Genomic DNA, 26008 nt, shown 5'->3' on the forward strand with positions numbered 1-26008 from the left:
GCGTCACCCCCTCCTCCGCCCCGCGACGACCGCGACCACGATCCCGATCCCGGCCGCCACCACATTGAGCACCCCGCCGATCACCGGCGCCATCTCCGCCACCGTCTGCATGGCTCTCGCTCCCGTTCCGTCTCGGACGAACGGGATCAGGCTGACCCGGCTCCCCGGCCCGCAGCCGTGCGCTCCTGTGACCCACTGCGCAGGCTCCTCAGGTCACACCTCTGACCTGGACCTTCTCCAAAGCAGAGGACAGACGGGCGCACGCCCGGCGTCACACGATGGCGTGCCCGAAGTCGGCCGCGAGCGACGTGAGATCAGGCTCCCCGTAGCACTCGCGCATCGCATGGAAGACCGCGACCTTGTGCTCACCGAACCGCCGCGCACGGACGGCGTACGAGTCGGCGGTGAGGAACGTCGGCGGATCGGTCTTGCTGTGAAATCTGTCCGCATACGCCACAAGCTTTTCCTCAGCGGATTCGGCCGTGTAGTCGGCAACGGGAATCGGAAGCCGCTGCCGCTCGATGTCGTCCCGCGTCAGCCCGGTGTGGTGGGAGCAGAACCGGCAGATCACCTCGGGAAAGCCCTCGTCACGCAGCAGCTCGTGCCCCAGCAGGCCGTGCTTGATGTAGTTCGCGTGGTCGAGCGCCCCGGTCGCGTCGTAGAGCCGGTAGACGCCGATGTCATGCAGCAGACATCCGGCCCGGACGAGGTCTTTGTTGACGTCCAGCCCGGTGTCGCCCATGATCTGCTCGGCGATCGCGCACACGATCGCGCCGTGCGTCCAGACCAGCTCGAAGGCTTCCGCAGTCGGCGCGTACCGCTCATGCAACGCCCGGATCTCACCGTCCGCCGGAATCCCCACCCGCGTCACTTTACGCTCTGGGCAGCCTTCGCAGCGCTTGCGCGACCATCTCGTCGAGCGGCAGGCAATTCACGCCCAGCCACCTCAATCTGTCCGCCGCGTCCCTGACGCTCATGTCGGCTTCCTGCGCCGCCAGGATCAATTGTTGCAGCGGCAGCGGGTCACGCGCGTTCAGCCAGGACCAGTCGCAATTCTCCAGAAGGCTGCGGTCTTTCAGGACCTCGGATTCCAGAACGTCGCCTGGAACGGAGAACCCGCAGGCCACGAGTCCGTCCTTGGCCTCCTGCAGCCCGATTTCGAGTTGTTCTGAACACCTCACCACATGCGCGGGCGAAAGCGTGGCACCGGCCGCCTGTCTCAGCAGGTTCCGCCGGAGGTCCAACGAGAGTGAGACGACATCGAGGTGATCTTCGGAGTCCAGGTTCTCGCACGCCACGCCGAAGCCGTATTCGCGCAGTCGGATGGCCAGTTCCGACGGTTCTTTTTCCATCTCGGCGCTCTGAATCAGCACGACGTGCAGCGGAATGTCCTCCCCAGGCGACAGCCAGGGCTCCCCACCGTGGAGGTCACGGCTGAGCAGCGTCAGGTCACCGAGCTCAGCGCGGACGGGAAAGCTCGCGGGCACCGGAACGCCGTAGTCCGCCAGTCGCGCGGCCGCCTCCGGAAGAGGGAGGCCGAGCTCGTAAGCCACATTGGCCAGATGGGCGGGCGCCAGCGGTGCGGTCGCATCGAAATGGTCGCGTTCCTCCTGGCCGAGCCTCCAGTTGAACAACTCCCAATCGTCCGAGGAAGGGTGATCGGGCAACGCGAGCCCGTCGGCTCGGAAGCCGTAGCCGGTCAGCCTCGCACTGACCTCGGGGACGGAGATGCCCAGATTGAACGCGCACTTGACCAGATGGCTCGCCGGGAGCGAAGAACCGTCCTTGATCGGACTTCCGCGCTCCCAGTACAGCAATTGCAGATCCGTCGGCTGGAGCGGAAGAGGCGGATGGGCTCCCGGCGGCACGGAGAATCCGTAGCGGTCAAGGCGCAGCCGCAATTCCGGCACACCGACACCGTGCTGGAGGGCGACGGTCACGAGATGCCCGATGGGAACGGCTTGCGTGTTCCTCCACCATGGAGAATCGCCCTCGCCGGCGACGCTGAGCAATGCGAGATCCACGCTGAAGTCGTCGCCGTCGTCCGGGAACCGGCCCGGATCGATCTCATGGACTCCCAGGTCCACCGCGCGGCGCGCGAGATCCCGTGGCGAGGCGCCGGTGAGCATGGCCATCCAGACCACATGCCCTGGAGATGACTGCGCCTCCTCCCAGCTCCATACCAGCCTCCCGGCCAGGTCCGCCGAGCCCGTAAACGCACCGGTCGCGAACAGCAGGGTGTCCGACGGTCGCGCACGGCGCACGGCTCCGAGGTCACTCAAACCCAGCTCGGCCAGTTGCGTGCACAGCCGGTGGGAAGCCATGCGCCAGAGAAGCACATGGTCCGGAACGTCAAAACTGAATTCTCGTCCCCACAGCCCCTCGAACTGGGACTCGCCGGGCTCCGGCCTGGCGCTGAGATCGCCGTCCAGGACGAGGTGGGAGTCCTGCAGAAAGCATCCGACGCGCGCGGCGTCCAAGGTGCCCGTTCTCGTGGCGATGGAGGCCCCGGATTCGGCCGCCGCCTCGCTGACGAGATCGGCCAGCCGCGGGTTCTGCTCGGTGACGGCGCTCAACCAGCGCACGTCCAGCAGGCGGTGTCCCGCCGAGACGAGTTCGGCCGCCGCCGACCGCAGCAGATCCTCGGCCTCACTGGACACGTCGGAAAGGACGCTCCGGCGGTCGACGGACAGCCGTTCGGGCGCATACCCGCCGACGAGATTGACGATGGCGCCGTGCAGAATCCCACCGCCGGGGCCCGCGAAGACTCCGCGGGCGACGGTCGGCCGCACGAGGATTCCGTCGACCAGAAGGCCCCCGCCCTTCTCGCACCAGACGACCTGGCAGCCCTCGGCGCCCGTCCACGGCACGAGTTCGCCGTGCACGTCGAGCCCGCCGGATTCCCAGGACGGGCTCACCCGGGGCTTCAGGACGCCCGGCTCCCAGATTTCGCGTTGGGCCTCATGCTCGACCACCGTGCGGAATTCGGCGATGCCGAGGAGGCGGCGGAGTTCTTCGACGCAGGACGGGGCGTCCTCGCTCTCGCGGAGGTAGAGCTTCACCGAGGTGCCCGGAGAGCGATCGGTGGGCAGGTGCTCCATGCGGAACAGATGGCCGGGGCCGAAGATCGACACCTTCAGGGTCGGGTGCGAACGGTGTCCCCGGTCGAGCGGACGGGTGATGACCTCGATCTCGTCGGCGATCATGAAGTAGCTGAGGACGCCGATGCCGAACCGGCTGTTCGGGTGGAACGGGATGGGCGGATCGGCGTTCCTCCAGTCGGCCGACTCGACCAGGAACTCGGTGGTGTCGGTGAAGCGGGTGCCCGCCTGGGAGAAGACGTCGGTGAGGACGGACTCCGTCATGCCGATGCCGTTGTCGCGGCATTCGAGGTAGGCGCGGCCGTTCTCGTCCACCCCCTGGGTGAAGTGGATGCGGCCTTCCCAGTCGTCCAGCCAGTCGCCCCTGCTGCGGTAGGCGTGGCGGGCGCGGCGGTACCGGCAGGCGTCGAGCGCGTTCTGGTACAGCTCGCGAACGGCCAGGCCGCGGTCCTGGTAGAGCTGTTCGCCCATGAGCAGGTCCTGGACGCGCCGTTCGTCCAGGCGGAATCGGCTGACGCGCTGGAAGAGCAGGCGGCCGTCCTCGTCGGTGCCGGGCCGGACATCGTCGGCGGACGCTCGGGACGGCAGGCCGGTGAGCACCTGCATCGTGGAATGGTCGCCGCTTCCCTGCCGGATCGTGTGCAGAAGGGCGTCGACCTGGGTGGCGTATTGGCGCAGCCCTTCGAGTTCGGCGGCGTGGTGGCAGTCGGCGCGCAGGACGAGGCAGCCGGATTGGACCACCCATTTCGCCCGGGACCTCGCCGTTTCCCGCAGTTCGGCCAGATCGACGGGATGCGGGATGCCGAGGTGGCGCACCACGATGTCCGGGAGCCGGACGAGGTCGAGCGTCAACGCGTAGGCGACCGTGAGGATCTGCCCGATCAGCAACTCCCGGACGCGCTGCTCGTGCGGCTCCCCCGCGAAGAGGACGGTCTCGAACTGCGGCGCGTTCTTGCGGTCCGTGTCGCCGAGTTCGGAGAGGTCGCGGCGCAGCGCGGCGAGGAATCGCTGGACGGTCTTGGCGTCCAGCACCTCGTCCCGCATGCGATCGTCCGCGATCTCCATCTCGTTCAGCAGCTCGCGCACGGCCCCCAGCGCGTACGCCTGCGGGAAGCGGGCCGCCCAGCGGTGGAACAGCCACCACCCGATCTCGCCGGCGGCCGAGTCGCGATCCGGAAGGCTCCGGGCCTGAGCGCGGTCCACCAGTTCCCGCTGGCCGCCGAGGAACGTCTCGAACTCGCGGCGCGGGCCGTCGCCCACAGGGGTGCCGAGGTCGAGCGGGTCGATCTCGCGGAGCGCGGCGAGCGTTCTGGCCATGTGCGTGTGGTGCACGAGCGGCACGAGGACGAGCAGGGCGGCTTCGGCGGGCGACAGATCGCACAGCGGCTCCGCGAGCCGGGTGCGCAGGAGCCAATCCGTCCGCTTGCCGAAGCGGGCGGCGAGGTCCGCGTCCAGCCAGGGGTCGTCCGCCAGGATCGCCTCGGCCTCCCCGCTCAGGACGCCCAGCCGCCCTGCGATGTCGTTCGCCGCGTCCCTGAAGGCGGAGGCGTCACGCCGCGCGTCGACCAGCGTCCACGCGACGTGCCCGGTGACGTGGGCGGCCCAGGGATGCGGCTCCGGCCTGGCGGGCGGGGCCTGCGCGTAGAGCCGGACGGCGGCGCGAGCGTCGTCCTCTCCCCCGCCGAGAGCCCGGACCAGGTCCCGGAGCTGCCGTTCATCCGTGGGCCGGCCCAATCCTCGAAGGAGGTCGTTGACGCGCGTGCGCGACTTCAAGTGCATCTTGTCCGCGATGGCCTGGAGGCTCTTCTGGCCGTTGTCGACGTAGACCGTTTCGAGGAGTTCGAGCAGTTGCCGGTAGGGACCGTCCTCAGGCCACGCCCTCCGATCGATGCGATGCCCACCCGCCACGTCCGCCTCCCGTCGCCGCCCAGAGACGTATCTACACCGCCCATGGGTGAGAGACCGCCATAATCGAGCAGAATCCGCGCATGCAAGACGACGCGTGGGCCGGTTGTGACGTCACGCTTCTGGACTCGTCGCCCGCGATGCTCGCCAAGGCCAAGGCCGAAGAGCGACGAGCGGCTAAGCCATCCGACGTCCGTGACCGCATAAGACTCGTGCACGAGCGAGGCGAGGACGCGCCCGGCCTCCTGAGCGGGAGGAGACGGTCGGCGATCTGGCTGAGCGGCTCCAGAATCACGGCGTCGCGACGATCGCCTGGTACGGAGTGTGGTTGTTCTCCGAAAAGGAGATCGCCGCGATCGCCGAAGTCGAGCTAGGGGCCGGCTAACGCGACCCCTACCGCCGCCTCAGCCGCGTCTTCCACCTCCTCGGCCGGAAAGCGTCCGGATAGGGGGAGGGGCGGTGGGGTGCGGCGTCAGGTTCCGTCGGCGTAGACGCAGTGGTCGGATCCGCGGCCGACGATCGTGCCGTCCGACAGCTTCACGGTGACCTCGACGGTCTGCTCGTAGTAGTAGGGCTCGGACTTGAAGGTGTTGGAGTACCCGAGGTCCGACCAGCGTCCGTCCCCGTCGGTCGGCGCGCTGTGGCTGATATCCGGTCTCTGGGTCGAGGGCCAGGACGTCCACCGGATCGAGTCCGGCGTGGTCTGGTACGTGGTGATCCGGTTGTACTCGACGCGCACTCCGGAGTTGGGGCGGTACCGGGTGCCGGTCACCGTCGCGGAGACGGTGTGCGTGGCCGGGTCACAGGTGAGCGTGTAGGTGGTGCGGACGTCACGGTCGCAGGTCGCGTCCCTCTCCGTTACCTGAGCGCCCGCGCTGTTCCGCACGATGACCCGCACGGTCTCGGTGTAGAAGAGGTAGTCGGACGCATTCCAGTCGCGGGTGTACCCCTCGATGTTCAGCGTGCCGTCGCTCGCACCGGTCCCCGTGCCCGTGACGGCGGGGAACTGGGGAACCCAGCCGAGGCTGCCGTCCGTCCTGACGAAGGAACTGGTGAGCAGCCTGAATTCGGCCTGATAGGCGAAGCCCGGCACCCACGTGCCCGTCAGCCTGGTGCTGATCTTTCCGGTGGACGCGTCGCACGTGATCTCGGCACGGCCCGGTCCGGGAGCGGCCGGGGCGGCGGAGGCCGTCCCGGTGAGGGCGAGCGAGCCGACGAGCAGGAGTGCGGCTAACAGTGGCGGGATACGACGCAGCGTCATGACGGTGATCCTCTCTCTCGCCACCATCTTGACGATCATGGTCGGGCGGCGGGAGAGCGGAGGCCGCATGCGGCCAGGGCCCTGGCTCCACGCCGGTCAGGGCGTCGTCTCGGTGCGGTCGGCGCCCCAGAGGGTGTGGAAGGTGCCTTCGCGGTCGACCCGGCGGTAGGTGTGGGCGCCGAAGTAGTCGCGCTGGCCCTGGGTCAGGGCTGCCGGGAGGCGTGGGGCCCGGAGCGAGTCGTAGTAGGCGAGGGCGGTCGAGAAGCCGGGGACCGGGATGCCGAGCTTCGCGGCGATGGCTATGACCTCGCGCCAGGCGTCTTGTGCGTCGCCTACGGCCTCGGTGAAGTGGGGGTCGGTCAGGAGGGTCGGGGTTTGCGGGTCGGCCTCGTAGGCGGCGCGGATGCGGTCGAGGAAGCGGGCGCGGATGATGCACCCGCCGCGCCAGATGGTGGCCATCGCGCCGAGGTCGATGTTCCAGCCGTACTCGGCGCTGCCCGCCTGGATCTCGTGGAAGCCCTGCGCGTAGGCGACGATCTTGGACGCGTACAGGGCCTTCTCCACGGCCTCGGGGAAGCCGAACGAGACGAAGGCATCGTTGCGGGACGGGCCCGGGAGGTTCTGCGAGGCTTCGCGGAGGACGGCGTGGCCGGAGACGCTGCGGGCGAAGACCGCTTCGGCGATGCCGCCGACCGGGACGCCCAGGTCGAGAGCGGTCTGGACGGTCCAGCGGCCGGTGCCCTTCTGCTCGGCCTGGTCGAGGACGACGTCCACGAACGGCCGTCCGGTGGCGGCGTCGGTGTGCGCGAGGACCTCGGCGGTGATCTCGATGAGGTAGGAGCCGAGGCGTCCGGTGTTCCAGGTGCGGAAGACCTCGGCGATCTCGGCGGGGGCGAGGCCGGCGGCGTGCCGGAGCAGGTCGTAGGACTCGGCGATCAGCTGCATGTCGGCGTACTCGATGCCGTTGTGCACCATTTTCACGAAGTGCCCGGCACCGTCGGGGCCGACATGGGTGCAGCAGGGCGTTCCGTCCACCTTGGCGGAGATGTCCTCGAGGAGGGGGCCGAGCGCCTCGTAGGACGCGGCGGAGCCGCCCGGCATGATGCTCGGGCCGTGCAGGGCGCCCTCCTCGCCGCCGGAGATGCCGGTGCCGACGAAGTGGACGCCGCGTTCACGCAGGGCTGATTCGCGGCGGCGGGTGTCGGCGAAGTTGGCGTTGCCGCCGTCGACGATCATGTCGCCGGGGTCGAGGAGCGGCGCGAACTCGTCGATGACGGCGTCGGTCGGGCCGCCGGCCTTCACCATGATCACCAGGCGGCGGGGGCGTTCGAGGGACCCGACGAACTTCTCCGGCGTGTCGGCCGGAAGGAACGTCCCCTCGTGGCCGAACTCGTCCACGAGCGACCTCGTGCGTGCGGAAGTGCGGTTGTGGACGGCGACGGGATGTCCGTGCCGCGCCAGGTTGCGGGCCAGGTTGCGGCCCATCACCGCCAGCCCCGTGACTCCGATACGCGCCGTTTCCATTGGATCGCTCCTCCTCGTGTGCCACCCTGATCAAGGGGTTGTACGCGGGTCCATGATCCCCCGTTCGAGCGCCGGTGATCGCATGCCGGCGCCGGGCGCGGGAACGGGAACGGGACGCGCGGTGAGAATCCTTCGATGGTGTCATTCTCCAGGGGGTTGCGAATGCTGGGACTGCCGGACGATGCGGCGGCGTGTCTCTTCGATCTCGACGGGGTGCTGACCAGGACGGCGGCCGTGCACGCCGCCGCCTGGAAGGAGATGTTCGACGGCTACCTGCGCGAGCGGGCACGGCGCGACGGCGGGCCCTTCACCGAGTTCGACCCGGTCAAGGACTACGGCCGGTACGTCGACGGCAAGAAGCGCGAGGACGGGACGCGTTCGTTCCTGCAGTCGCGCGGCATCGAGCTCCCTGAGGGCGACCCGGACGATCCGCCCGAGAACGAGACCGTGCGGGGGCTCGGCAACCGCAAGAACGCGCTCGTCCTCCAGCTCATCGAGGAGAAGGGCGTCGAGACCTTCGACGGGTCCATCGACTACGTGCGCGCGGCGCGCGAGGCGGGGCTGAAGACGGCGGTGGTTTCGTCCAGCGCCAACACCGTCCAGGTGCTGCGGACGGTCGGCATCACCGGCCTGTTCGACGCGCGGGTGGACGGCGTGGTCGCGGCCGAGCGGAACCTGCCGGGCAAGCCCGCGCCCGACATGTTCCTCGCGGGGGCTGAGGAAGTGGGCGTGACGGCGAAGCAGGCGGTGGTGTTCGAGGACGCGCTCGCGGGCGTCGAGGCGGGACGGGCCGGCGGGTTCGCCTACGTGGTGGGCGTCAACCGCGTGGACGGCGCGCACGCCAAGGCCCTCGCCGAGCACGGCGCCGACATCGTGGTCTCCGACCTGTCCGAACTGATGGAGGGCAAGTGACAGACCGGGACGGGCTGAACCCGGCCGACCGGCCCGTGTTCACCGTGGAGCCCTGGTGCGTGCGGGAGCCGGAGCTGCGGCTGGACCGGCTGGCGCAGACCGAGTCGGTGTTCGCGCTGTCCAACGGGCACGTCGGGCTGCGCGGGAACCTCGACGAGGGCGAGCCGCACGGGCTGCCGGGCACGTATCTGAACTCGTTCTACGAGCAGCGTCCGCTGCCGCACGCCGAGACGGCCTACGGGTATCCGGAGTCGGGCCAGACGGTCATCAATGTCACCAACGGCAAGGTGATCCGGCTGCTGGTGGACGACGAGCCGCTCGACGTCCGGTACGGGCGCGTCCTGCGCCACGAGCGGAACCTCGACATGCGGGCGGGCACGCTGACCCGGCATGTGGAGTGGACGTCCCCGGCCGACAAGACGATCAAGGTGACATCGGTCCGGATCGTGTCGCTGACGCAGCGGGCCGTCGCGGCGATCTGCTACGAGGTCGAGCCGGTGGACGAGGCGGTCCGGGTGGTCGCCCAGTCGGAGCTGGTCGCCAACGAGGCGCTGCCGGGCGGCGGCAAGGACCCGCGCTCGTCCGCGATCCTGGAGAGCCCGCTCGTCGGCGAGGAGCACGTCGCCAACGGCACCAAGGTCCTGCTCCTGCACCGGACGCGGCAGAGCGGCCTGCGGATGGCGGCGGGCATGTCGCACCAGATCGAGGGCCCGAAGTCGATGGCGATCGACACCGAGAGCTCCAAGGACGTGGGCCGGCTGACGGTCGCGACGCGGCTGGAGCCGGGGCAGCGGCTGCGCATCGTCAAGTACATCGCGTACGGGTGGTCGAGCCGGCGGTCCCGGCCCGCGCTGCACGACCAGGTGGTCGGGGCGCTGGCGGGCGCGCGGCAGACCGGCTGGGACGGGCTGCTCGACGAGCAGCGCGCGTACCTGGACGAGTTCTGGGAGGGCGCGGACGTCGAGGTCGAGGGCGACGCGGAGATCCAGCAGGCGGTCAGGTTCGGGCTGTTCCACGTCCTGCAGGCGGGCGCGCGCGCGGAGAGCCGGATGATCCCGGCGAAGGGCCTGACGGGGCCCGGCTACGACGGCCACACGTTCTGGGACACCGAGACGTTCGTCATGCCGGTGCTGACGTACACCTCGCCGGGCGCGGCGAAGGACGCGCTGGCGTGGCGGCACAGGACGCTGCCGCTGGCGGTCGAGCGCGCCACCCAGCTCGGCCTGGACGGCGCCACGTTCCCGTGGCGGACGATCCGCGGCCACGAATGCTCGGGGTACTGGCCCGCCGGGACGGCCGCGTTCCACATCAACGCCGACATCTCGGACGCCGTCGTCCGGTATGTGGACGCCACGGAGGACACCCAGTTCGAGCGGGAGATCGGCCTGGACATCCTGGTGCAGACCGCCCGGCTGTGGCGGAGCCTCGGCCACCACGACGTCGGCGGCGTGTTCCGCATCGACGGCGTCACGGGCCCCGACGAGTACAGCGCCGTCGTGGACAACAACATCTACACCAACCTCATGGCGCGCCGGAATCTGCAGGAGGCCGCGGAGGTGGCGATGCGCCACCCGGACGTGGCCGACCGGCTGGGCGTGGACGCCGAGGAGGCCGCGTCGTGGCGGGACGCGGCGGCCGCGATGCTGATCCCCTACGACGACCGGCTGGGCGTCCACCCGCAGAGCGAGGGGTTCACCAACCACGCCCGCTGGGACTTCGCCGCCACCAAGCCCGACCACTACCCGCTGCTGCTGAACTTCCCGTACTTCGACCTGTACCGGAAGCAGGTGGTGAAGCAGGCCGACCTGGTGCTGGCGCTGCACCTGTGCGGGGAGGCGTTCACGGAGGAGCAGAAGGTCCGCGACTTCGCCTACTACGAGGGTCTGACCGTCCGCGACTCGTCGCTCTCGGCGCAGACGCAGGCGGTCGTCGCGGCGGAGGTCGGGCAGCTGGAGCTGGCGCACGACTACCTCGGCGAGACCGCGCTGATGGACCTGCACGACCTGAACCGCAACACCCGCGACGGGCTGCACATCGCGTCGATGGCGGGGGCGTGGAGCGGGCTCGTCGCCGGGTTCGGCGGGATGCGGGCGGGCGGCGGCAGGCTGCGGTTCGCGCCGCGGCTGCCGGGCGGGATCAGCCGGGTGGCGTTCCGGATGCGGTACCGCGGCAGCCTGATCAAGGTCAACGTGACGGCGGAGGCCGCGTCCTACGAGCTGCTGGACGGCCCCGGCATCAAGCTGTGGCACCACAACGAGCCGTTCACGCTCGCGGACGAGTCCGTCGAGCTGCCGATCGAGCAGATCCAGCCGCGTCCGGCGCCGGCGCAGCCGGCCGGCCGGGAGCCGATGCCGCGCCGCATCGACCCCCACAGCCGCGACCCCCGCCGCCGCTGATCCTGCGCCCCGATCGGTCAGTCGGAGGGGCAGGGGTCGGGCCGGCAGGGGTTCGGGGCGTCGTGCGCGGCCCTCTCGTCCGCCGGCGGCGGGCCGGATGTGCCGTGCCGGACGAGGAGCCGGCGCGGCCCGGGCCCCTCGTCGCCGAGCCGGTCGTAGGGGTTGGCGAGGGCGCACTTGCTGATCGACAGGCAGCCGCAGCCGATGCAGTCGGTGAGGTCGTCGCGGAGCCGTTCGAGCTGGCGGATGCGGTCGTCGAGGACGCTCCGCCAGTTCTCCGACAGGCGCGCCCAGTCGTCCACCGTCGGGGTGCGCTCCTCCGGGAGGGTGCCGAGCGCGTCGCGGATGTCGCTGAGCGGGATGCCGACGCGCTGCGAGACCTTGATGAACGAGACACGGCGGAGCGTGTCGCGGCTGAAGCGCCGCTGGTTGCCCGCCGTTCGGCGGCTGCTGATCAGGCCCTTGGACTCGTAGAAGTGCAGCGCCGAGACGGCCACGCCGCTCCGCTCGGCGAGCTGTCCGACGGTCAGTTCGTGCAACCGGTGCTCAAGCCGCGTCATGACCCGCATCCTATGCGACCTCAACCGCGGTCGAGGTTTCCGTGGATCCCGCAGGGTTTTCGGGGGCCGGCGATGCGAAGCGCCCGCCCGCCGAGGTCGTCGGCGGGCGGGCGCGCGGCGGCGAGCCGGTCCCAGCGGGCTAGTGCTCCAGGCGGCGGACGAGGTCGTGGTACTCGTCCCACAGCGCCTTCGGCATGTGGTCACCGAACTTGTCGAAGTGCTCCGGGACGAGGGCGGCCTCCTGCTTCCACACCTCGGTGTCGACCGACAGCAGCGTCTCCAGGTCGGCGGCGTCGAGGGCGAGGCCCTCGGTGTCGAGCGCCTCCCGGGTCGGCAGGTGCCCGATCGGCGTCTTGACGGAGTCGGCCCGGCCGTTGAGCCGCTCCACGATCCACTTCAGGACGCGGCTGTTCTCGCCGAAGCCGGGCCAGATGAACCTGCCGTCGGCGTTCTTGCGGAACCAGTTGACGTAGTAGATCCGCGGCAGCTTCTCGGCGTCGGTGGCCTTGCCGATGCTCAGCCAGTGGCCGAAGTAGTCGCCCATGTTGTAGCCGCAGAACGGCAGCATGGCGAACGGGTCGCGGCGCAGCTCGCCGACCGTGCCCTCGGCGGCGGCGGTCTTCTCGGACGCGACGTTCGCGCCGAGGAACACGCCCTGCTGCCAGTCGAACGACTCGGTGACGAGCGGGACGGCGGACGCGCGCCGCCCGCCGAACAGGATCGCGGAGATCGGGACGCCCTTCGGGTCCTCCCACTCGTCGGCGATGATCGGGCACTGCCCGGCCGGGGTGGTGAAGCGGGCGTTCGGGTGGGCCGCCGGAGTCTCGGACGCCGGTGTCCAGTCGTTGCCGCGCCAGTCGGTGAGATGCGCGGGCGGCTCGTCGGTGAGGCCCTCCCACCACACGTCGCCGTCGTCGGTGAGCGCGACGTTGGTGAAGATGCTGTTGCCCCAGAGCGTCCTCACGGCGTTGGCGTTGGTGCTCTCGCCGGTGCCGGGGGCGACGCCGAAGAACCCGGCCTCCGGGTTGATCGCGTAGAGGCGGCCGTCGTCGCCGAACCGCATCCAGGCGATGTCGTCGCCGATCGTCTCGACCTTCCAGCCGGGGATGGTCGGCTCCAGCATGGCGAGGTTGGTCTTGCCGCACGCCGACGGGAACGCGGCGGCGACGTAGCGGGTCTCCCCCTCCGGCGGCGTGAGCTTCAGGATGAGCATGTGCTCGGCCATCCAGCCCTCGTCGCGCGCCATCGTCGACGCGATCCGCAGCGCGTAGCACTTCTTGCCGAGCAGCGCGTTGCCGCCGTACCCGGACCCGTACGACCAGATCTCCCGCGTCTCGGGGAAGTGCGTGATGTATTTGGTGGAGTTGCACGGCCATGGGACGTCCGCTTGACCCGGCTCCAGCGGCGCGCCGACGGAGTGGACGGCCTTGACGAACGAGCCGCGCTCCTCGATGAGCCGCAGCGCCGGGGTCCCCATCCGCGTCATGATCCGCATCGACACGGCGACGTAGGCCGAGTCGGTGATCTCGACGCCGAGCTGCGAGATCGTCCCGCCGAGAGGACCCATGCAGAACGGCACCACGTACATGGTGCGGCCCTTCATGCAGCCGTCGAAGAGGCCGCCGAGGGTCTCGCGCATCTCGTCCGGGGCGATCCAGTTGTTGGTGGGGCCCGCGTCCTCCTCCTTCTCGGAGCAGATGAACGTGCGGTCCTCGACGCGGGCGACGTCGGTCGGGTCGGAGGCCGCGTAGAAGCTGTTGGGCCGCTTGGCCGGGTCGAGCCGCGTGAGGGTGCCCTGGTCGACGAGGACGCCGGTCAGGCGCTCCCATTCCTCGTTCGAGCCGTCGCACCACTCGACGCGGTCGGGCTTGGTCAGCTCGGCGATCCCGCGTACCCACTCAGTCAGTTCGGTGTGGCCGGTAGGGGCCTGGTCGGCCCCGGGGACCTGGTTGGACACGGGCAACTCCTTCAGCTGTTCGCAGGATGTTTGCATGATGAACAAGACCCGCTGTTTTTGCCATTTGGTCTGGACCAATCCCGTCCGCTTTTGCCCCTTCGTGCCCGATTTTGTGATAGATATCACCGGTCTGCGGGCGGAACGGGCGAGGCCCCCGGCGTACCCCGCCGGGACGCGCTCAAGCTGGGTAAACGTGGGTCTCGGTGGCCTTCACGGCCGCCCAGATCATGCTGCCCTCGGACAATTGAAGCTCCGCGACGGCCGCCGGAGTCACCTCCGCGACCGCGTCGAAAGGCGGCCCCGCCAACCGCACCCGGGCGCGGTCGCCGTGCCGTTCGATCGCGGCGACGCGGGCGCGCCACAGGTTGCGGGGGCTGCCGTCGGGACGTGTCCGGTACAGCGCCACGGCTGATGGCGCGAAGGCCAGGAAGACTTCACCTTCGAGAGAGTCGACCGTGTCGAGCGTCGCGGCGCCGTCCTCGACGGTCCCCGTGCCGTCCTCGATGGTCACCGTCCCGGCCTCAGCGCGGCCCCGGTACAGGTTCAGCCCGACCAGCCGCGCGACGTAGCCGGTGCGGGGACGGCGGGCCACCTCGGCGGGCGTCCCCTCCTGGACGAGCCGTCCGCCCTCGATGACGACGATGCGGTCGGCCAGCACCATCGCGTCCAGCGGGTCGTGGGTGACGAGGACGGCCGCGCCCCCGAACCCGGCGAGATGGCGGCGGAGCGCGGCCCGGACGTCCATCCGCGTGTGGACGTCGAGGGCGGCGAGCGGCTCGTCCAGCAGGAGCAGCCCCGGGTCGACGGCCAGCGCCCGGGCGAGGGCGACGCGCTGCGCCTGCCCGCCCGACAGCGCCCGCGGCCGGGCGGAGGCGAACTCCGCCAGGCCGACGCGCTCCAGCCATTCGGCGGCGCGGCGGCGGGCGGCGCGGCGGCCCGCGCCCTGGCAGCGCGGCCCGAACGCGACGTTCTCCAGCGCGCTGAGGTGCGGGAACAGCAGGTAGTCCTGGAAGACCATGCCGATGCGGCGGCGGTCGGGCGGCAGCGGGCGCAGGTCGTCGCCGTCCACCCGGATGTGCCCGCCGGCCATCGCGACCAGCCCGGCCAGGGCGCGCAGCGCGGTGCTCTTGCCCGCCCCGTTCGGGCCGAGCAGCGCCACCACCTCGCCGGGCGCGGCGGTGAGCGCGAGGTCGAGGTCGAACGCGCCGCGCCGCACCACCAGCCGCGCCTCCAGCCCCCGCGCCCCCCGGTCCGCTTCGCTCATGAGGTGGTCATCCAGCGGTCTCTGAGTGCCGCCAGGACGATGACCGCCACCGCGAGCAGGACGAGGCTGAGCACGATCGCGGCCTGCGGGTCGGTCTCCAGCGCCAGGTAGACGGCCAGCGGCATCGTCTGCGTCCGGCCCGGGAAGTTCCCCGCGAACGTGATCGTCGCGCCGAACTCGCCGAGCGCCCGCGCCCAGCACAGCACGGCCCCGGCCGCGACGCCGGGCGCGACCAGCGGCAGCGTGACCCGGTGGAAGATCGTCCAGCGGCCCGCGCCGAGGGTGGCGGCGGCCTCCTCGTAGCGCAGGTCGGCGGCGCGGAGCGCGCCCTCGACGCTGATCACCAGGAACGGCATCGCGACGAACGTCTCGGCCAGCACGACCCCGGCCGTGGTGAACGGGAACGTGATCCCGAACGCTTCGTCCAGCCATCCGCCGACCAGCCCGCGCCGCCCGAGCACCAGCAGCAGCGCGACGCCGCCGACCACCGGCGGCAGCACCAGCGGCACGGTCACCAGGGCCCGGACGAGCCGGACGCCGCGAAACGGGACCCGGGCCAGCATCCAGGCCAGCGGGACGCCGAACAGCAGGCACAGGACCGTCGCGAGCGTCGCGGTGACGAGGGAGAGCCGCAGCGCGTCCAGCACCTGGTCCTGCATGAGGCGGGTGCCGAGCGTCGACCACGGGGCCCGGACGAGCAGCCCGGCGAGCGGCAGCACCAGGAAGGCGAGCCCGGCCAGCGCGGGCACCAGCAGGACCAACGGCGGACGCCCGGCCAGCCTGTCGGCGTCCTTCACGGCGCCTCGAAGCCCGCCCGGCCCAGCACCGTCCTGCCCTGCGGCCCCAGCACAAGCTGGATGAACTCCTTCGCGAGCGCGCCCTGCGGGGCCCGCGCCACCGCCACGATCGGGTAGTCGTTGATCGCCTGCGCCGCCTGCGGGAACTCGATGCCCGTGACCCTGTCCCCCGCCGCTTTGACGTCGGTGCGGTAGACGAGCCCGGCGTCCGCCTCGCCCAAGCCGACCTTGGTGAGGACGGCCTTGACGTCCTTCTCCCGCGACACCGGCTCGACCTCGACCTTCGCCGCGCCGAGCGCCTTCGCCGCGGCGGCCCCGCACGGCACCTGCGCCGCGCACAGCACGACCTTGAGCCCCGGCCGCGACAGGTCGCCCACCGCGGCCACCCTGCCGGGATTGTCCTTGGGGACGGCGATGACCAGGCGGTTCCTGGTGAACACCTGGGGTCGCCCGGCGGCGTCGCCGGCGTCCGTCACCGTCTTCATCGTGGCGGGGCTCGCGGAGGCGAACACGTCCGCCGGGGCGCCCTGCGTGATCTGCTGCGCGAGCGTCGAGCTGGCGCCGAAGTTGAACCTGACCCTCACGCCGGGACGCGTCCCCTCGAACGTCGCGCCGAGCGAGGTGAACGCCTCGGTGAGCGAGGCCGCGGCGAACACCGTCAGCGTCCCGCCGCCGTCGCCGCCGCCCGACCCGGACGCACCGTCGCCGGCCTCCCCGCAGCCCGCCGCGCCCGTGACGAGCAGGGCGGCGGCCGCTATCGCGATCCACGTGCGCACGGAACCTCCTCAGTCCGGCAGCTCGACGATGACGTTGGTGGACTTCACGACGGCCTCGGCGACCACGCCCACGCGCAGCCCGAGGTCGTCGGCCGCCTCGCGGCTCATCAGCGACACGACCCGGAACGGCCCCGCCTGGATCTCCACCTGCGCCATCACCCCGTCGCGGACGACGTCGGTCACGATGCCGCGCATCCGGTTGCGGGCCGAGGAGAACCGCTCGCCCTGGCCGGACGGCGCGCCCTGCCCGGCGGACGCGCCCCCGCCGCGCGCCTGGTCGCGCACGAACGAGGCGAGTTCGGCCCCCGGGACCAGCCGGTGCCCGTGCTCGTCCCGGGACGCCGGGAGCCGCCCGCCGTCCACCCAGCGCCGGACCGTGTCCGCGCTGACCCCGAGCAGCGCCGCCGCCTCGCTGATCCTGAACGTCGTCACACCGCCAAGCCTAGCGACCCGCAAATGCAAGGAGATGTCCCATATAGGAAGGAGGATGCGAGCCAGTGGCGATAATCACCATCGCAGTTGCGGCTCAGCGGACCTCCAGGAGGACCTCCGCGATCATGCCGAGGCAGGACCAGTCCACGAGGCGTTCGCGCCTGATCCGCCCGAACGCGGCGATCTCGACGTAGGTGCGCTCGCCGTCCGCCGCGAGGCCGTGCGGCCCGGACGACCGCAGGCGCGCCAGCTCGCCGCCGGTGATCCGGGCGGAGAACAGGTGCGCCCGGTGCCCGGACATCGTGGCGTTCACCTGCCGCGTCCCGTGCGCCCGCAGCCGCGCCGCGTCCAGGACCAGTCCGGTCTCCTCCTCGACCTCGCCGAGCGCGACCTCGGACGGGGCGCCCGCCCCGGAGCCGCCCGGCAGTTCGTGGACGAACCCGTTCACGCACGGGCTCCGGAACTCCCGGACGAGCACCACCTCCGTCTCGTCCAGCGTCTCCCCCGGCCGGTGCAGGACGACGGCGGAGACGTCGGGCCGCCCGAAGACGACCTCGTTGTCCTTCACCCGCCTCTCGGCCGCGACGTGCATCCGGACGTGAAGGCCCCAGTGGTTGCCGAACCGGAACACCACCCGCGCGCCCAGCAGGGCGTTGCCCGCCGCCCGCTGGCCCGCGTACCAGCGCTGCAGCGACTCCTCGCGCCACAGCAGGAGCGGGATCTCCCGCTCGCCGCCCGTCCGGGACGCGCCGGCGCCGATCCGGTCGAGCGCCGCCGCCACCGTCGCCGGGAGGTCGCCCGCCGTCGGCACGCCCGACTTGGCGGCGTAGTGCAGCAGGTAGCGGTTCTTCGGCGCCTGCGGCGGGGCGCCGAAGACGGCCCGTCCGCTGTCGTGCCACATGCCCCACTCCACGTTCGTGGTGAACGCGGGCATCGTGGCCAGGTCGCGCGGCACGTAGAAGATCACCTCGTCGGACAGGTGCAGGCAGCGCTCCTCCCACTCGACCTGGCCGACATAGTCGTCGTGGACGCCGTGCCTGTGCTCCGGGACGAACACCACGAGCCGCCCATGCCCGCGCCAACGTTCGCGCAAGGCGGCGACCGCCGCGGGCCGCCACGACGCGACCTCGGGCGACCGGGGCGTCGGGCCGGCGAGGAAGACGGCGGCCTCCCAGCGGTCGGGCGGTTCCTCGCGCGCGTAGACGACGTCGAGGTCGGCTCCCATGAGGGCTCCCATACGGCTCGCTCCTCTCCACCCCCCGGTGTGGAGTGGTCTGGTAGGGGTAATGGTGTTCCCAACCAGAATCACACGCCCGGTCAGGAGGAATGATCATGACTGGGACCATGCGCGCTCCACGCTCCCGGGGCGGCCTGAGCGGCACGCTGCTGGTGCTGCTCGGCCTCTGGGGCGGTTTTCTCCCCTTCGCCGGCCCCTATTTCGGGTTCGGCTTCTCCCCCGACGACACCTGGGTGTACGACACCGACCGGCTCCAGCTCGTCATCGCGCCCGCGGTGGCGGTGGTGCTCGGCGGGCTGATCGTGCTCGCCGCCGCCAACCGCGCGTTCGCCGTGTTCGGCGCCTGGCTCGCCGCGCTCGGCGGCGCCTGGTTCGTCGTCGGGACGTCCGTCGCCACGCTCTGGGACGTGCGGGGCATCGGCGACCCGCTCGGGTCGGGCGAAGGGCAGCGGCTCGCCGAGCACCTGTCCGGGTTCACCGGGCTCGGCACCGCCGTCGTGTTCCTGGCGGCGCTCGCACTCGGCCGCTTCGCCGTGATCGGCGTCCGGGAGGCGACGTCCTCGGACGGTGACGGCCAGGCGGGCGCGACCACGACACAGCCCCTGGTCTACGGGCGGTACGCGCGGGAGAACCCGCCCGCACCCGCACCGGCGCCGCCCGGCGACCGGCACATCGCTGGCGAATCGCGCCACAACCCGTAGCCGTAGCGCGATCGGCGTCCCGACGTACGCGCGGACGGGACCGCTACCGCTGGTGGCGGTCCCGGCGGCGCATGTCGCGGACGGCCTTGGTCGTCTCGTAGCTGCCCCGCTCGTCGTCCAGCCGCACGTCGTCGCGGTCGGTGAACATGGCGACGAAGGCGACCAGCAGGCCGACGCCGCCGATCCACGGCTCCCGCCAGGCGAAGCTGAGCGCCACGCAGACGACAGCACAGGAGATGAGCAGCAAGAGCTTCACGTTCCACCCCTCGACCCGCGCCCAGGTGCCCGGGAGACCCGGGCCGACCGGTTTCCGTTCACGCACTTGTCACCCGACTCGACGAGTAATGGAAGACTTACTCGCCGGTCGTAGGATGCATCCTGACATGCCGCGGCCCGCCGGGAAAGCTCCCTGGCGGGCCGCGGGCGGGATGGTTCCGCTACTTCTTGCCCTTGCCGCGCTTCTCGCGGATCTTCATGGCGATGTCCAGCGGCGTCCCGTCGAAGCCGAACTCCTCGCGCAGCCGCCGCTCGATGTACCGCCGGTAGCCCTCCTCCAGGAACCCGGACGTGAACAGCACGAACCGCGGCGGACGCACGCCCGCCTGCGTCGCGAACAGCACGCGCGGCTGCTTGCCGCCGCGCACCGGGTGCGGGTGCGAGCTGACCAGGTCGGCGAAGAACTGGTTGAGCTTGGACGTCGGGACGCGGGTGCCCCACCCGTCCAGGGCCGTATCGATCGCCGGGACCAGCTTGTCCATGTGCCGCCCCGTCTTGGCGGACACGTTCACGCGCGGCGCCCAGCGCGCGTGGTGGAGCTGCCGGTCGATCTCCCGCTCCAGGTAGTGGCGGCGCTCCTCGTCCAGCAGGTCCCACTTGTTGTAGGCGATCACCATCGCGCGGCCCGAGGCGACCACCATGGAGATGATCCGCAGGTCCTGCTCGGCGAGCGGCTGCTCGGCGTCCACGAGCACGACCGCGACCTCGGCGCGCTCCAGCGCCGACTGGGTGCGCAGCGTCGCGTAGAAGTCGGCGCCCTGGTTCTCGCGGTGCCGCCGCCTGATCCCGGCGGTGTCGATGAACCGCCACGTCCGGCCGCCGAGGTCGATCAGCTCGTCGACCGGGTCGCGGGTCGTGCCCGCCACCGCGTCCACGACCGCCCGGTTCTCCCCCGCCAGCTGGTTCAGCAGGCTCGACTTGCCGACGTTGGGACGGCCCAGCAGCGCGATCCGGCGCGGCCCGCCCACCTCCAGGAACGACTCCGGTGGCGCCTCCTCCGGCAGCGCGGCCAGCACCGCGTCGAGCAGGTCGCCGCTGCCGCGCCCGTGCAGCGCGCTGACCGGGTGCGGCTCACCGATCCCGAGCGACCACAGCAGCGTCGCGTCCGCCTCGACGGCGGCGTTGTCGGTCTTGTTGGCGACCAGCACCACCGGCTTGCCGGACCGGCGCAGGATCTCCACGACGGCCTCGTCCACGTCGGTGGCGCCGACGGTCGCGTCCACCACGAACATCACGACGTCGGCCAGGTCGACCGCCAGCCGGGCCTGCTCGGCGATCGCCGCGGCCAGCCCGGCCGAGTCGGGCAGCCAGCCGCCGGTGTCGACGACGGTGAACCGGCGGCCGCTCCACGACGCGTCGTAGGCGACGCGGTCGCGGGTCACGCCCGGGACGTCCTCCACGACCGCCTCGCGGCGGCCGAGGATCCGGTTGACCAGGGTCGACTTGCCGACGTTCGGCCGCCCGACCACCGCGACGACGGGCGCGGGCCCCTCGTCCGCGGCGACGTCCTCGACGACGTCCACGGTCTCGATCTCGTTATCGCTCACTGTGAATTCCCCGCGGGGGCCGTACGGCCGCCCGTTCACTCATGCTCTTTGGCGAGGCGGACGACCGCCTCGATGACCTCGGCGAGGCTCAGCTCCGTCGAGTCGATCTCGTGCGCGCCGCCCGCCCTGGTCAGCGGTGACGCCTTCCGGGTCGAGTCGAGCCGGTCGCGGCGCGCCTGCTCGGCCCGGGTGACGGTGACCGACGCGCCCGGATCGGCCGCGAGGTCCTTCGCGCGGCGCGCGGCCCGCGCCTCCTCGCTGGCCGTCAGGTACACCTTGACCGGCGCGTCCGGCGCGACGACCGTGCCGATGTCGCGGCCCTCCACCACGATCCCGCCGGACCCGATGATCTCGCGCTGCAGCCCGACCATCCGGGCGCGGACCGCCGGGACGGAGCTGACCGCGCTGACCGCGTTCGTCACCGCGCGGGTGCGGATCGGGGCGGACACGTCCGTCCCGTCCACCGTGATCGTCGGCGCGTCCGGGTCGGTGCCCGATGCGATCACCGGCTCCGCCGCGCGGGCCTCGACCGCGGCCGCGTCCTCGACCGGCACGCCCTTCTCCAGCATCCACCACGTCACGGCGCGGTACATGGCGCCCGTGTCCAGGTAGCGGAGCCCGAGCGCGCGGGCCACGCCCTTGGACGCGCTGGACTTGCCCGACCCGGAGGGTCCGTCCATGGCGATGACGAGCGGCACGATCGATCCCTCTCTAGTCCGTCGGGCACGCCGGCGAACCCCCGTGCGCGCCCCGCCGAACAGGCTACCGGCCTCGCGGTACCGTCAGGTCCCCGCGCTCCCGGCCGGGGACGGGACGGACCAGCCGCGGGCGCGCAGCTCGTCCGCCAGCCGCTCGGCGGCGTCCGGCTCCACCGCCAGCTCCAGCACGCCCAGCGGACGGCCCGGGGAGTGCTCGATCGTCACGTCCTCGATGTTGACCTGCGCGATCCCCGCCGCCTGGAAGATCATCGCGAGCTCGCCCGGACGGTCCGGGATGACCACCTGGACGGTCGCGTACGCGGGCTGGTCGCCGCCGTGCTTGCCGGGGATGCGGGACCGGCCCGCGTTCCCGCGCAGCAGCAGGTCGGCGACGTGCGCGGCGGCCTCCTCGCTGCCGTCGCGCAGCAGCGACGCGGCCACCGCGAGGTCGGTCGCGACGGCCTCCAGCACGTCCGCGACGGGCTGGGAGTTCGCCGACAGGATGCCGATCCACAGCCGGGGGTCGCTCGCCGCGATCCGGGTGACGTCCCGGACGCCCTGCCCGGACAGGCCGAGCGCGACGTCGTCCGCGCCGGTGAGCCGGGCGGCGACCGCGGCCGACACCACGTGCGGGCCGTGCGAGACGAGCGCGACCGCCCGGTCGTGCTCGGCGGCGTCGACCTCGACCGGCATCGCGCCGCATTCCTTCGCCAGGGCCCGGGCGGCCGCCACCGCCTCGGGCGCCGACTGCGGCGCCGCGCACAGCGCCCACGGGCGGCCGAGGAACAGGTCGGCGCGCGCCGCGCCGGGACCGGACCGCTCGCTGCCCGCGAGCGGATGCCCGGCCACGAACGTCGTCAGGTCGCAGCCCAGGTCGGCCGCCTGCGCCATCGGCAGCGCCTTCACGCTGGCCACATCGGTGTACGCGGCGGCGAGGCGGCGCTTCTGGGCGTCCAGCAGCGTGACGGCCACGGCCGCGGGCGGCACCGCGAGCACCGCGAGGTCGGCGGGCTCGTCGAGCGCGGTGCCCGGCAGCGGTTCGCCCGCGCCCAGCTCGACCGCCAGCCGCAGCGCGGCCTCGTCCCGGTCGGCCAGCAGCACCTCGGCGCCGCGCTCCCGCATCGCCAGGGCGATCGACGTCCCGATCAGGCCCGTCCCGACGACGACGATCCGCTGCGGCACCACATCCTCAGTCACGTCCACAAACCCTACTGGCGCGCCCTCTACTGCGCGATGTCCATGCCTCGCTCGCTCGGGCGCTACTGCGCGATGTCGAGGCGGAGCGCCGTCGCGCCGCGCAGGTAGACGTGCTGGACGTCCGCGCGCGGGCGGTCCGTCTCGATGTGCGCCATCAGCCGGATCACCCGGGGCAGCGCGCCCGGCACGCCGATCTCCGTCGCGCACAGCAGCGGCACCTCGTGGAAGCCGAGCTTGCGGGCGGCGAGCGCCGGGAACTCCGCCGTCAGGTCCGGCGTCACCGTGAAGATGACGCTGATCACGTCGTCGGTGCTCAGCTCGTTGCGGGACATCACCGCGGCGACGAGCTCCGTCGTCGCCTCCAGGATCTGCCCCCGCTCGTCGGCGTCGATCTGCGTCGCCCCGCGGACCGCGCGTACCGCCACAGCCTGATCCTCTCCTCGCGTCCGTCCTGCCCTACAGCCCGACCGCTTTGTACAGGTCGCCGATCTCGTGCACGGTCAGCGCCCGCATCGTGCCCGGCTTCAACGATCCCAGCTTGATCGGCCCGAACTCTATGCGCGCCAGCTGCTGGACGGGGAACCCGACCTCCTTCAGCAGCCGCCGGACGATGTGCTTGCGCCCCTCGTGCAGGGTGATCTCGACCAGGACGCGCCGGCCGACCTGGTCGAAGATCCGGAACCGGTCGGCCTTGGCGGGCCCGTCGTCCAGCGTCACGCCCGCCCGCAGCCTCTTCCCGAGGTCGCGCGGGATCGGCCCGTGGATCTCCGCCAGGTATGTCTTCGCGACCCCGTAGGACGGGTGCGTGAGGCGGTGCGACAGCTCCCCGTCGTTGGTGAGCAGGATCAGGCCCTCGGTGTCGGTGTCGAGCCGTCCGACGTGGAACAGCCGCTCGGGCACCTCCACGTAGTCGGCGAGGGACTTGCGGCCCCGCTCGTCCGACATCGTGGACACCACGCCGCGCGGCTTGTTGATCGCGTAGTAGCGCATCTCGGCGCGGGTCTCGACGCGCTTGCCGTCCACGTGGATGACGGCGCTGCGCGGGTCGACGCGCTCGCCGAACCGGAAGACCCGCTTCCCGTCGACGGTGACGCGGCCCTCGCCGATCAGTTCCTCGCAGTGGCGGCGGCTGCCGATCCCGGCCTCGGCCAGGACCTTCTGCAGCCGCACGCCCTCGTTCTCGCTCACGTGTCCTCAACTATCAACTATGTCGTCAGGCAGGTCGTCGGGCAGGTAGGGGGCGAGCTCCGGGAGCTCGTCGAGGTCGCGGAGCCCGAGCCGCTCCAGGAAGTACCCGGTGGTGCGGTACAGGTGCGCCTGGGACTCGGGGTCCTGCCCGGCGGCCTCGATCAGGCCGCGCAGCGTCAGCGTGCGCATGACCCCGTCGCTGTTGACGCCCCGGACCGCCGACACGCGCGCCCGGCTCACCGGCTGCCGGTACGCGACGACGGCGAGCGTCTCCAGCGCGGCCTGCGTGAGGCGCGCCTGCTGCCCGTCGGTGACGAACCGCTCCACGACGGGGGCGCAGGCGTCCCGGGTGTAGAACCGCCAGCCGCCGGCGACCTCCCTGAGATCGAACCCGCGGCCCTGCTCGGTGTATTCCGCGGCAAGCTCGCGCAGCGTCTCCGCGACCTCGCTGCGGGGGCGCTCCAGCAGCTGCGCGAGGGTCATCTCGGTGACGGGCTCGTCCACCACCAGCAGGATCGCCTCGATGGACGCGCGCAGCCCGGGAAACTCCGGGAGTTCCGGATGTTCCGGCGGCGCCTCGCCGGGGTCCTCAGTCATCGTCGGCCTCGTCCTTCTTCAGCTCTTCGCCGTCCTTCTGGGAGGCGCCCTCGTCTGGCTGAGGGGCGCTCTCGTCTGGTTGAGGCGCGCCCTCGTAGTCGTCGCCGACCTCGACGTCGCCCTCGTCGGCGCCGGTCCACGCGACGCGCAGCTCGCCGAGCGGCTCGTCCTGCTCGAACGCGACGTTCTGGTCGCGGTACAGCTCCAGCAGCGCCAGGAACCGCGCGACGACCTCGTAGGTGCCCTCGGCGTCGGACGCGAGCACGCGGAACGTCGTCCGGCGGAGCCGGCGGAGCCGTTCCACGACGATCGCGGCCTGCTCCTTGACGCTGGCCTTCGGCTGGTAGATGTGCTCGACGGAGACCGAAGGCGGCTCCTTCGGCGTGAGCGCCTTGGCGGCGAGCCGGGCGAACTCGTCCGGTCCGAGGCCGAGCAGCACCTCCGGCAGCACGTTCGCGAACTTCGGCTCCATCGGCACGATGCGCGGGAACCGCCGGCTCGCCTCGGCGATCCGCGCCGCGATGAACTGCGCGACCTCCTTGTAGGCGCGGTACTGCAGGAGCCGCGCGAACAGCAGGTCGCGGGCCTCCAGCAGGGCGAGGTCGTCCTCGTCGTCGACCTCGCCGGAGGGCAGCAGCCGGGCGGCCTTGAGGTCGAGGAGGGTCGCGGCGACCAGCAGGAAGTGGCTGGCCTGGTCGAGGTCCCAGTCCTGGCCGTGGGCGTGGATGTGCGCGATGAAGTCGTCGGTGACCTTGTGGAGCGAGACCTCGGTGATGTCGAGCTTGTGCTTGGAGATCAGACCGAGCAGCAGGTCGAACGGGCCGTCGAAGTTGTCCAGGTGGACGTGGAAGCCGTGCTCCTCCTCGGCCCCCTGCCCGGGCTCGGGCGACGTCTCGTCCACGTCGCTCACGGTAGCGGAGGACGTCTCCTGCACGGTGCTCACCGGCCATATCGTCCCATGCGCGGCGCGTGCTCGCACCACGGCCGGTCACGAGCGGTGACGGCGCGCCGCGGGCTCCGAACGGCCCGCTACCGCCCGGTCAGCCGCCGGACGATGCCCTCCACGTACGTCCGGGTGAACGTCTGCGGGGGGCCGTTGATCTCCAGCTTGCCGCCGGCGATGGGCGCGGTCACCTGCGCGGGCGAGGACACCAGCGAGCCGCCGACGAGCATGCCCATCTTCCCTGCCGGTAGCTGGTTCTGGAACGCCTGCGCGGCCTTGCCGGTCAGGGTGGCGAAGCCTGTGGCGTCCTGGGACCCGAGCGTCAGCCCGACGCTCCAGCCGCTGCGGCCCCGCGCCGGGTCGGGCGGCATCGCCTTGACCTCTTCGAGCCGGCGCACCGTCAGCGCGTCCGGCCCGAACACGTAGCAGCCGGACCGGTCGGGCGGGGCGAGGGCGCCGCCGGTGCAGGGCGGTTGCGACTCCTGCGCGACCAGCCTGAACGTCAGCGGCTCACGCAGATCGACGGGCCCGGAGAAGAGGGGCTTGGACGCCTCGTCATCGCCCGCCAGCACCAGGATGGCGACGGCCGACACGACGAGGACGGCCACGACCACCACCGCGACCGCCGCGACCACCAGGACGGCCGTCGGCCTCGGGCCCCGGCCCGGCTGCGGCGGCTGGTGCGGCGGGAGCGGCTGCGACGGTGGGACGGCCGCCGGCGGGGGCGGGGGCTCGCCCG

23 protein-coding genes are annotated in these 26008 nt (G+C 71.7%); 3 read left to right on the forward strand and 20 right to left on the reverse strand.

The window, feature by feature from the left end:
- Positions 1-271 precede the first annotated feature (271 nt).
- The 4 genes from ETD83_RS22405 to gndA form a co-directional block, all read right to left on the reverse strand.
- Entirely contained in the window at positions 272-862 is a 591-nt protein-coding gene (locus ETD83_RS22405; RefSeq protein ID WP_138647110.1) for an HD domain-containing protein, read from the reverse strand.
- 10 nt (positions 863-872) lie between these two features.
- Complete coding sequence (locus ETD83_RS22410) at positions 873-5009, reverse strand: wHTH domain-containing protein (RefSeq protein ID WP_138647111.1); 4137 nt, start codon at positions 5007-5009, stop codon at positions 873-875.
- A 469-nt stretch (positions 5010-5478) separates the two neighbouring features.
- On the reverse strand, positions 5479-6267 hold the full coding sequence (locus ETD83_RS22415; protein WP_138647112.1) for a hypothetical protein: 789 nt from the start codon (positions 6265-6267) through the stop codon (positions 5479-5481).
- Positions 6268-6363: 96 nt separating this feature from the next.
- Entirely contained in the window at positions 6364-7791 is a 1428-nt protein-coding gene (gene gndA / locus ETD83_RS22420; protein WP_138647113.1) for an NADP-dependent phosphogluconate dehydrogenase, read from the reverse strand.
- Positions 7792-7953: 162 nt separating this feature from the next.
- Between gndA and ETD83_RS22425 the strand changes: the two genes are divergently transcribed.
- Both ETD83_RS22425 and ETD83_RS22430 read left to right on the forward strand, forming a co-directional pair.
- The gene (locus ETD83_RS22425) at positions 7954-8703 is read left to right on the forward strand and encodes an HAD family hydrolase (protein WP_138647114.1); all 750 of its coding nucleotides are present in this window, start codon (positions 7954-7956) and stop codon (positions 8701-8703) included.
- Positions 8700-11099, forward strand: coding sequence for a glycoside hydrolase family 65 protein (locus tag ETD83_RS22430; protein WP_230421091.1), 2400 nt, complete (start codon positions 8700-8702; stop codon positions 11097-11099). Before ETD83_RS22425 ends, ETD83_RS22430 begins: the two co-directional genes overlap by 4 nt.
- Positions 11100-11116: 17 nt before the next feature.
- Here the strand turns inward: ETD83_RS22430 and soxR are convergent, their stop codons facing one another.
- The 7 genes from soxR to ETD83_RS22465 form a co-directional block, all read right to left on the reverse strand.
- A complete protein-coding gene (gene soxR, locus ETD83_RS22435; RefSeq protein ID WP_138647115.1) occupies positions 11117-11659 on the reverse strand; it encodes a redox-sensitive transcriptional activator SoxR in 543 nt (180 codons plus the stop codon).
- A 139-nt stretch (positions 11660-11798) separates the two neighbouring features.
- Positions 11799-13616 carry a phosphoenolpyruvate carboxykinase (GTP) gene (locus ETD83_RS22440; RefSeq protein ID WP_230421092.1) on the reverse strand — a complete coding sequence of 606 codons (1818 nt, stop codon included), beginning with the start codon at positions 13614-13616 and terminating at the stop codon, positions 11799-11801.
- 178 nt (positions 13617-13794) lie between these two features.
- Positions 13795-14880 carry an ABC transporter ATP-binding protein gene (locus tag ETD83_RS22445; RefSeq protein WP_138647117.1) on the reverse strand — a complete coding sequence of 362 codons (1086 nt, stop codon included), beginning with the start codon at positions 14878-14880 and terminating at the stop codon, positions 13795-13797.
- Complete coding sequence (locus ETD83_RS22450) at positions 14877-15677, reverse strand: ABC transporter permease (protein WP_138647118.1); 801 nt, start codon at positions 15675-15677, stop codon at positions 14877-14879. Before ETD83_RS22450 ends, ETD83_RS22445 begins: the two co-directional genes overlap by 4 nt.
- A complete protein-coding gene (gene modA, locus ETD83_RS22455) occupies positions 15674-16453 on the reverse strand; it encodes a molybdate ABC transporter substrate-binding protein (protein WP_138647119.1) in 780 nt (259 codons plus the stop codon). Before modA ends, ETD83_RS22450 begins: the two co-directional genes overlap by 4 nt.
- 9 nt (positions 16454-16462) lie before the next feature.
- A complete protein-coding gene (locus ETD83_RS22460; protein ID WP_138647120.1) occupies positions 16463-16885 on the reverse strand; it encodes a TOBE domain-containing protein in 423 nt (140 codons plus the stop codon).
- Positions 16886-16979: 94 nt separating this feature from the next.
- The gene (locus ETD83_RS22465) at positions 16980-18122 is read right to left on the reverse strand and encodes a nucleoside 2-deoxyribosyltransferase domain-containing protein (protein WP_230421093.1); all 1143 of its coding nucleotides are present in this window, start codon (positions 18120-18122) and stop codon (positions 16980-16982) included.
- A 95-nt stretch (positions 18123-18217) separates the two neighbouring features.
- Here ETD83_RS22465 and ETD83_RS22470 point away from each other — a divergent pair, with 95 nt between their 5' ends.
- Positions 18218-18823 (forward strand): hypothetical protein, encoded by a 606-nt coding sequence (locus tag ETD83_RS22470; RefSeq protein WP_138647121.1) that lies wholly within the window; start codon positions 18218-18220, stop codon positions 18821-18823.
- A gap of 43 nt (positions 18824-18866) precedes the next feature.
- On the opposite strand, the gene ETD83_RS22475 is transcribed toward ETD83_RS22470, so the two are convergent.
- The 9 genes from ETD83_RS22475 to ETD83_RS42705 form a co-directional block, all read right to left on the reverse strand.
- A complete protein-coding gene (locus ETD83_RS22475) occupies positions 18867-19079 on the reverse strand; it encodes a hypothetical protein (protein ID WP_138647122.1) in 213 nt (70 codons plus the stop codon).
- A gap of 181 nt (positions 19080-19260) precedes the next feature.
- Positions 19261-20646, reverse strand: coding sequence for a ribosome biogenesis GTPase Der (gene der, locus ETD83_RS22480; protein WP_205717816.1), 1386 nt, complete (start codon positions 20644-20646; stop codon positions 19261-19263).
- A gap of 35 nt (positions 20647-20681) precedes the next feature.
- Positions 20682-21344, reverse strand: a complete 663-nt coding sequence (cmk, locus tag ETD83_RS22485) for a (d)CMP kinase (protein ID WP_230421094.1) — start codon at positions 21342-21344, stop codon at positions 20682-20684.
- Between the two features lie 84 nt (positions 21345-21428).
- Complete coding sequence (locus tag ETD83_RS22490) at positions 21429-22547, reverse strand: prephenate dehydrogenase (RefSeq protein WP_407921511.1); 1119 nt, start codon at positions 22545-22547, stop codon at positions 21429-21431.
- Between the two features lie 56 nt (positions 22548-22603).
- Positions 22604-22966 carry a chorismate mutase gene (aroH, locus tag ETD83_RS22495; RefSeq protein WP_138647124.1) on the reverse strand — a complete coding sequence of 121 codons (363 nt, stop codon included), beginning with the start codon at positions 22964-22966 and terminating at the stop codon, positions 22604-22606.
- 31 nt (positions 22967-22997) lie between these two features.
- Complete coding sequence (locus ETD83_RS22500; protein WP_138647125.1) at positions 22998-23729, reverse strand: pseudouridine synthase; 732 nt, start codon at positions 23727-23729, stop codon at positions 22998-23000.
- A 6-nt stretch (positions 23730-23735) separates the two neighbouring features.
- Positions 23736-24326: an SMC-Scp complex subunit ScpB gene (gene scpB / locus ETD83_RS22505; RefSeq protein WP_138647126.1), complete on the reverse strand. Its 591-nt coding sequence runs from the start codon at positions 24324-24326 to the stop codon at positions 23736-23738.
- Positions 24319-25227, reverse strand: coding sequence for a segregation and condensation protein A (locus ETD83_RS22510; protein WP_138647131.1), 909 nt, complete (start codon positions 25225-25227; stop codon positions 24319-24321). The genes scpB and ETD83_RS22510 overlap by 8 nt, the downstream gene beginning before the upstream one ends.
- A gap of 128 nt (positions 25228-25355) precedes the next feature.
- A partial coding sequence (locus ETD83_RS42705) for a hypothetical protein (protein WP_230421096.1) occupies positions 25356-26008 on the reverse strand: 653 nt, incomplete at its 5' end.

The sequence above is a fragment of the Actinomadura soli genome (assembly GCF_005889715.1).
GTDB lineage: Bacteria > Actinomycetota > Actinomycetes > Streptosporangiales > Streptosporangiaceae > Spirillospora > Spirillospora soli.

Bases quoted from the DNA above. Each gene is read 5' to 3' on its own strand.
- ETD83_RS22415 (WP_138647112.1), bottom strand. From the start codon at position 6,267: ATGACGCTGCGTCGTATCCCGCCACTGTTAGCCGCACTCCTGCTCGTC.
- gndA (WP_138647113.1), bottom strand. From the start codon at position 7,791: ATGGAAACGGCGCGTATCGGAGTCACGGGGCTGGCGGTGATGGGCCGC.
- ETD83_RS22425 (WP_138647114.1), top strand. From the start codon at position 7,954: ATGCTGGGACTGCCGGACGATGCGGCGGCGTGTCTCTTCGATCTCGAC.
- soxR (WP_138647115.1), bottom strand. From the start codon at position 11,659: ATGACGCGGCTTGAGCACCGGTTGCACGAACTGACCGTCGGACAGCTC.
- ETD83_RS22445 (WP_138647117.1), bottom strand. From the start codon at position 14,880: ATGAGCGAAGCGGACCGGGGGGCGCGGGGGCTGGAGGCGCGGCTGGTG.
- ETD83_RS22465 (WP_230421093.1), bottom strand. From the start codon at position 18,122: ATGGGAGCCCTCATGGGAGCCGACCTCGACGTCGTCTACGCGCGCGAG.
- ETD83_RS22470 (WP_138647121.1), top strand. From the start codon at position 18,218: ATGACTGGGACCATGCGCGCTCCACGCTCCCGGGGCGGCCTGAGCGGC.
- scpB (WP_138647126.1), bottom strand. From the start codon at position 24,326: ATGACTGAGGACCCCGGCGAGGCGCCGCCGGAACATCCGGAACTCCCG.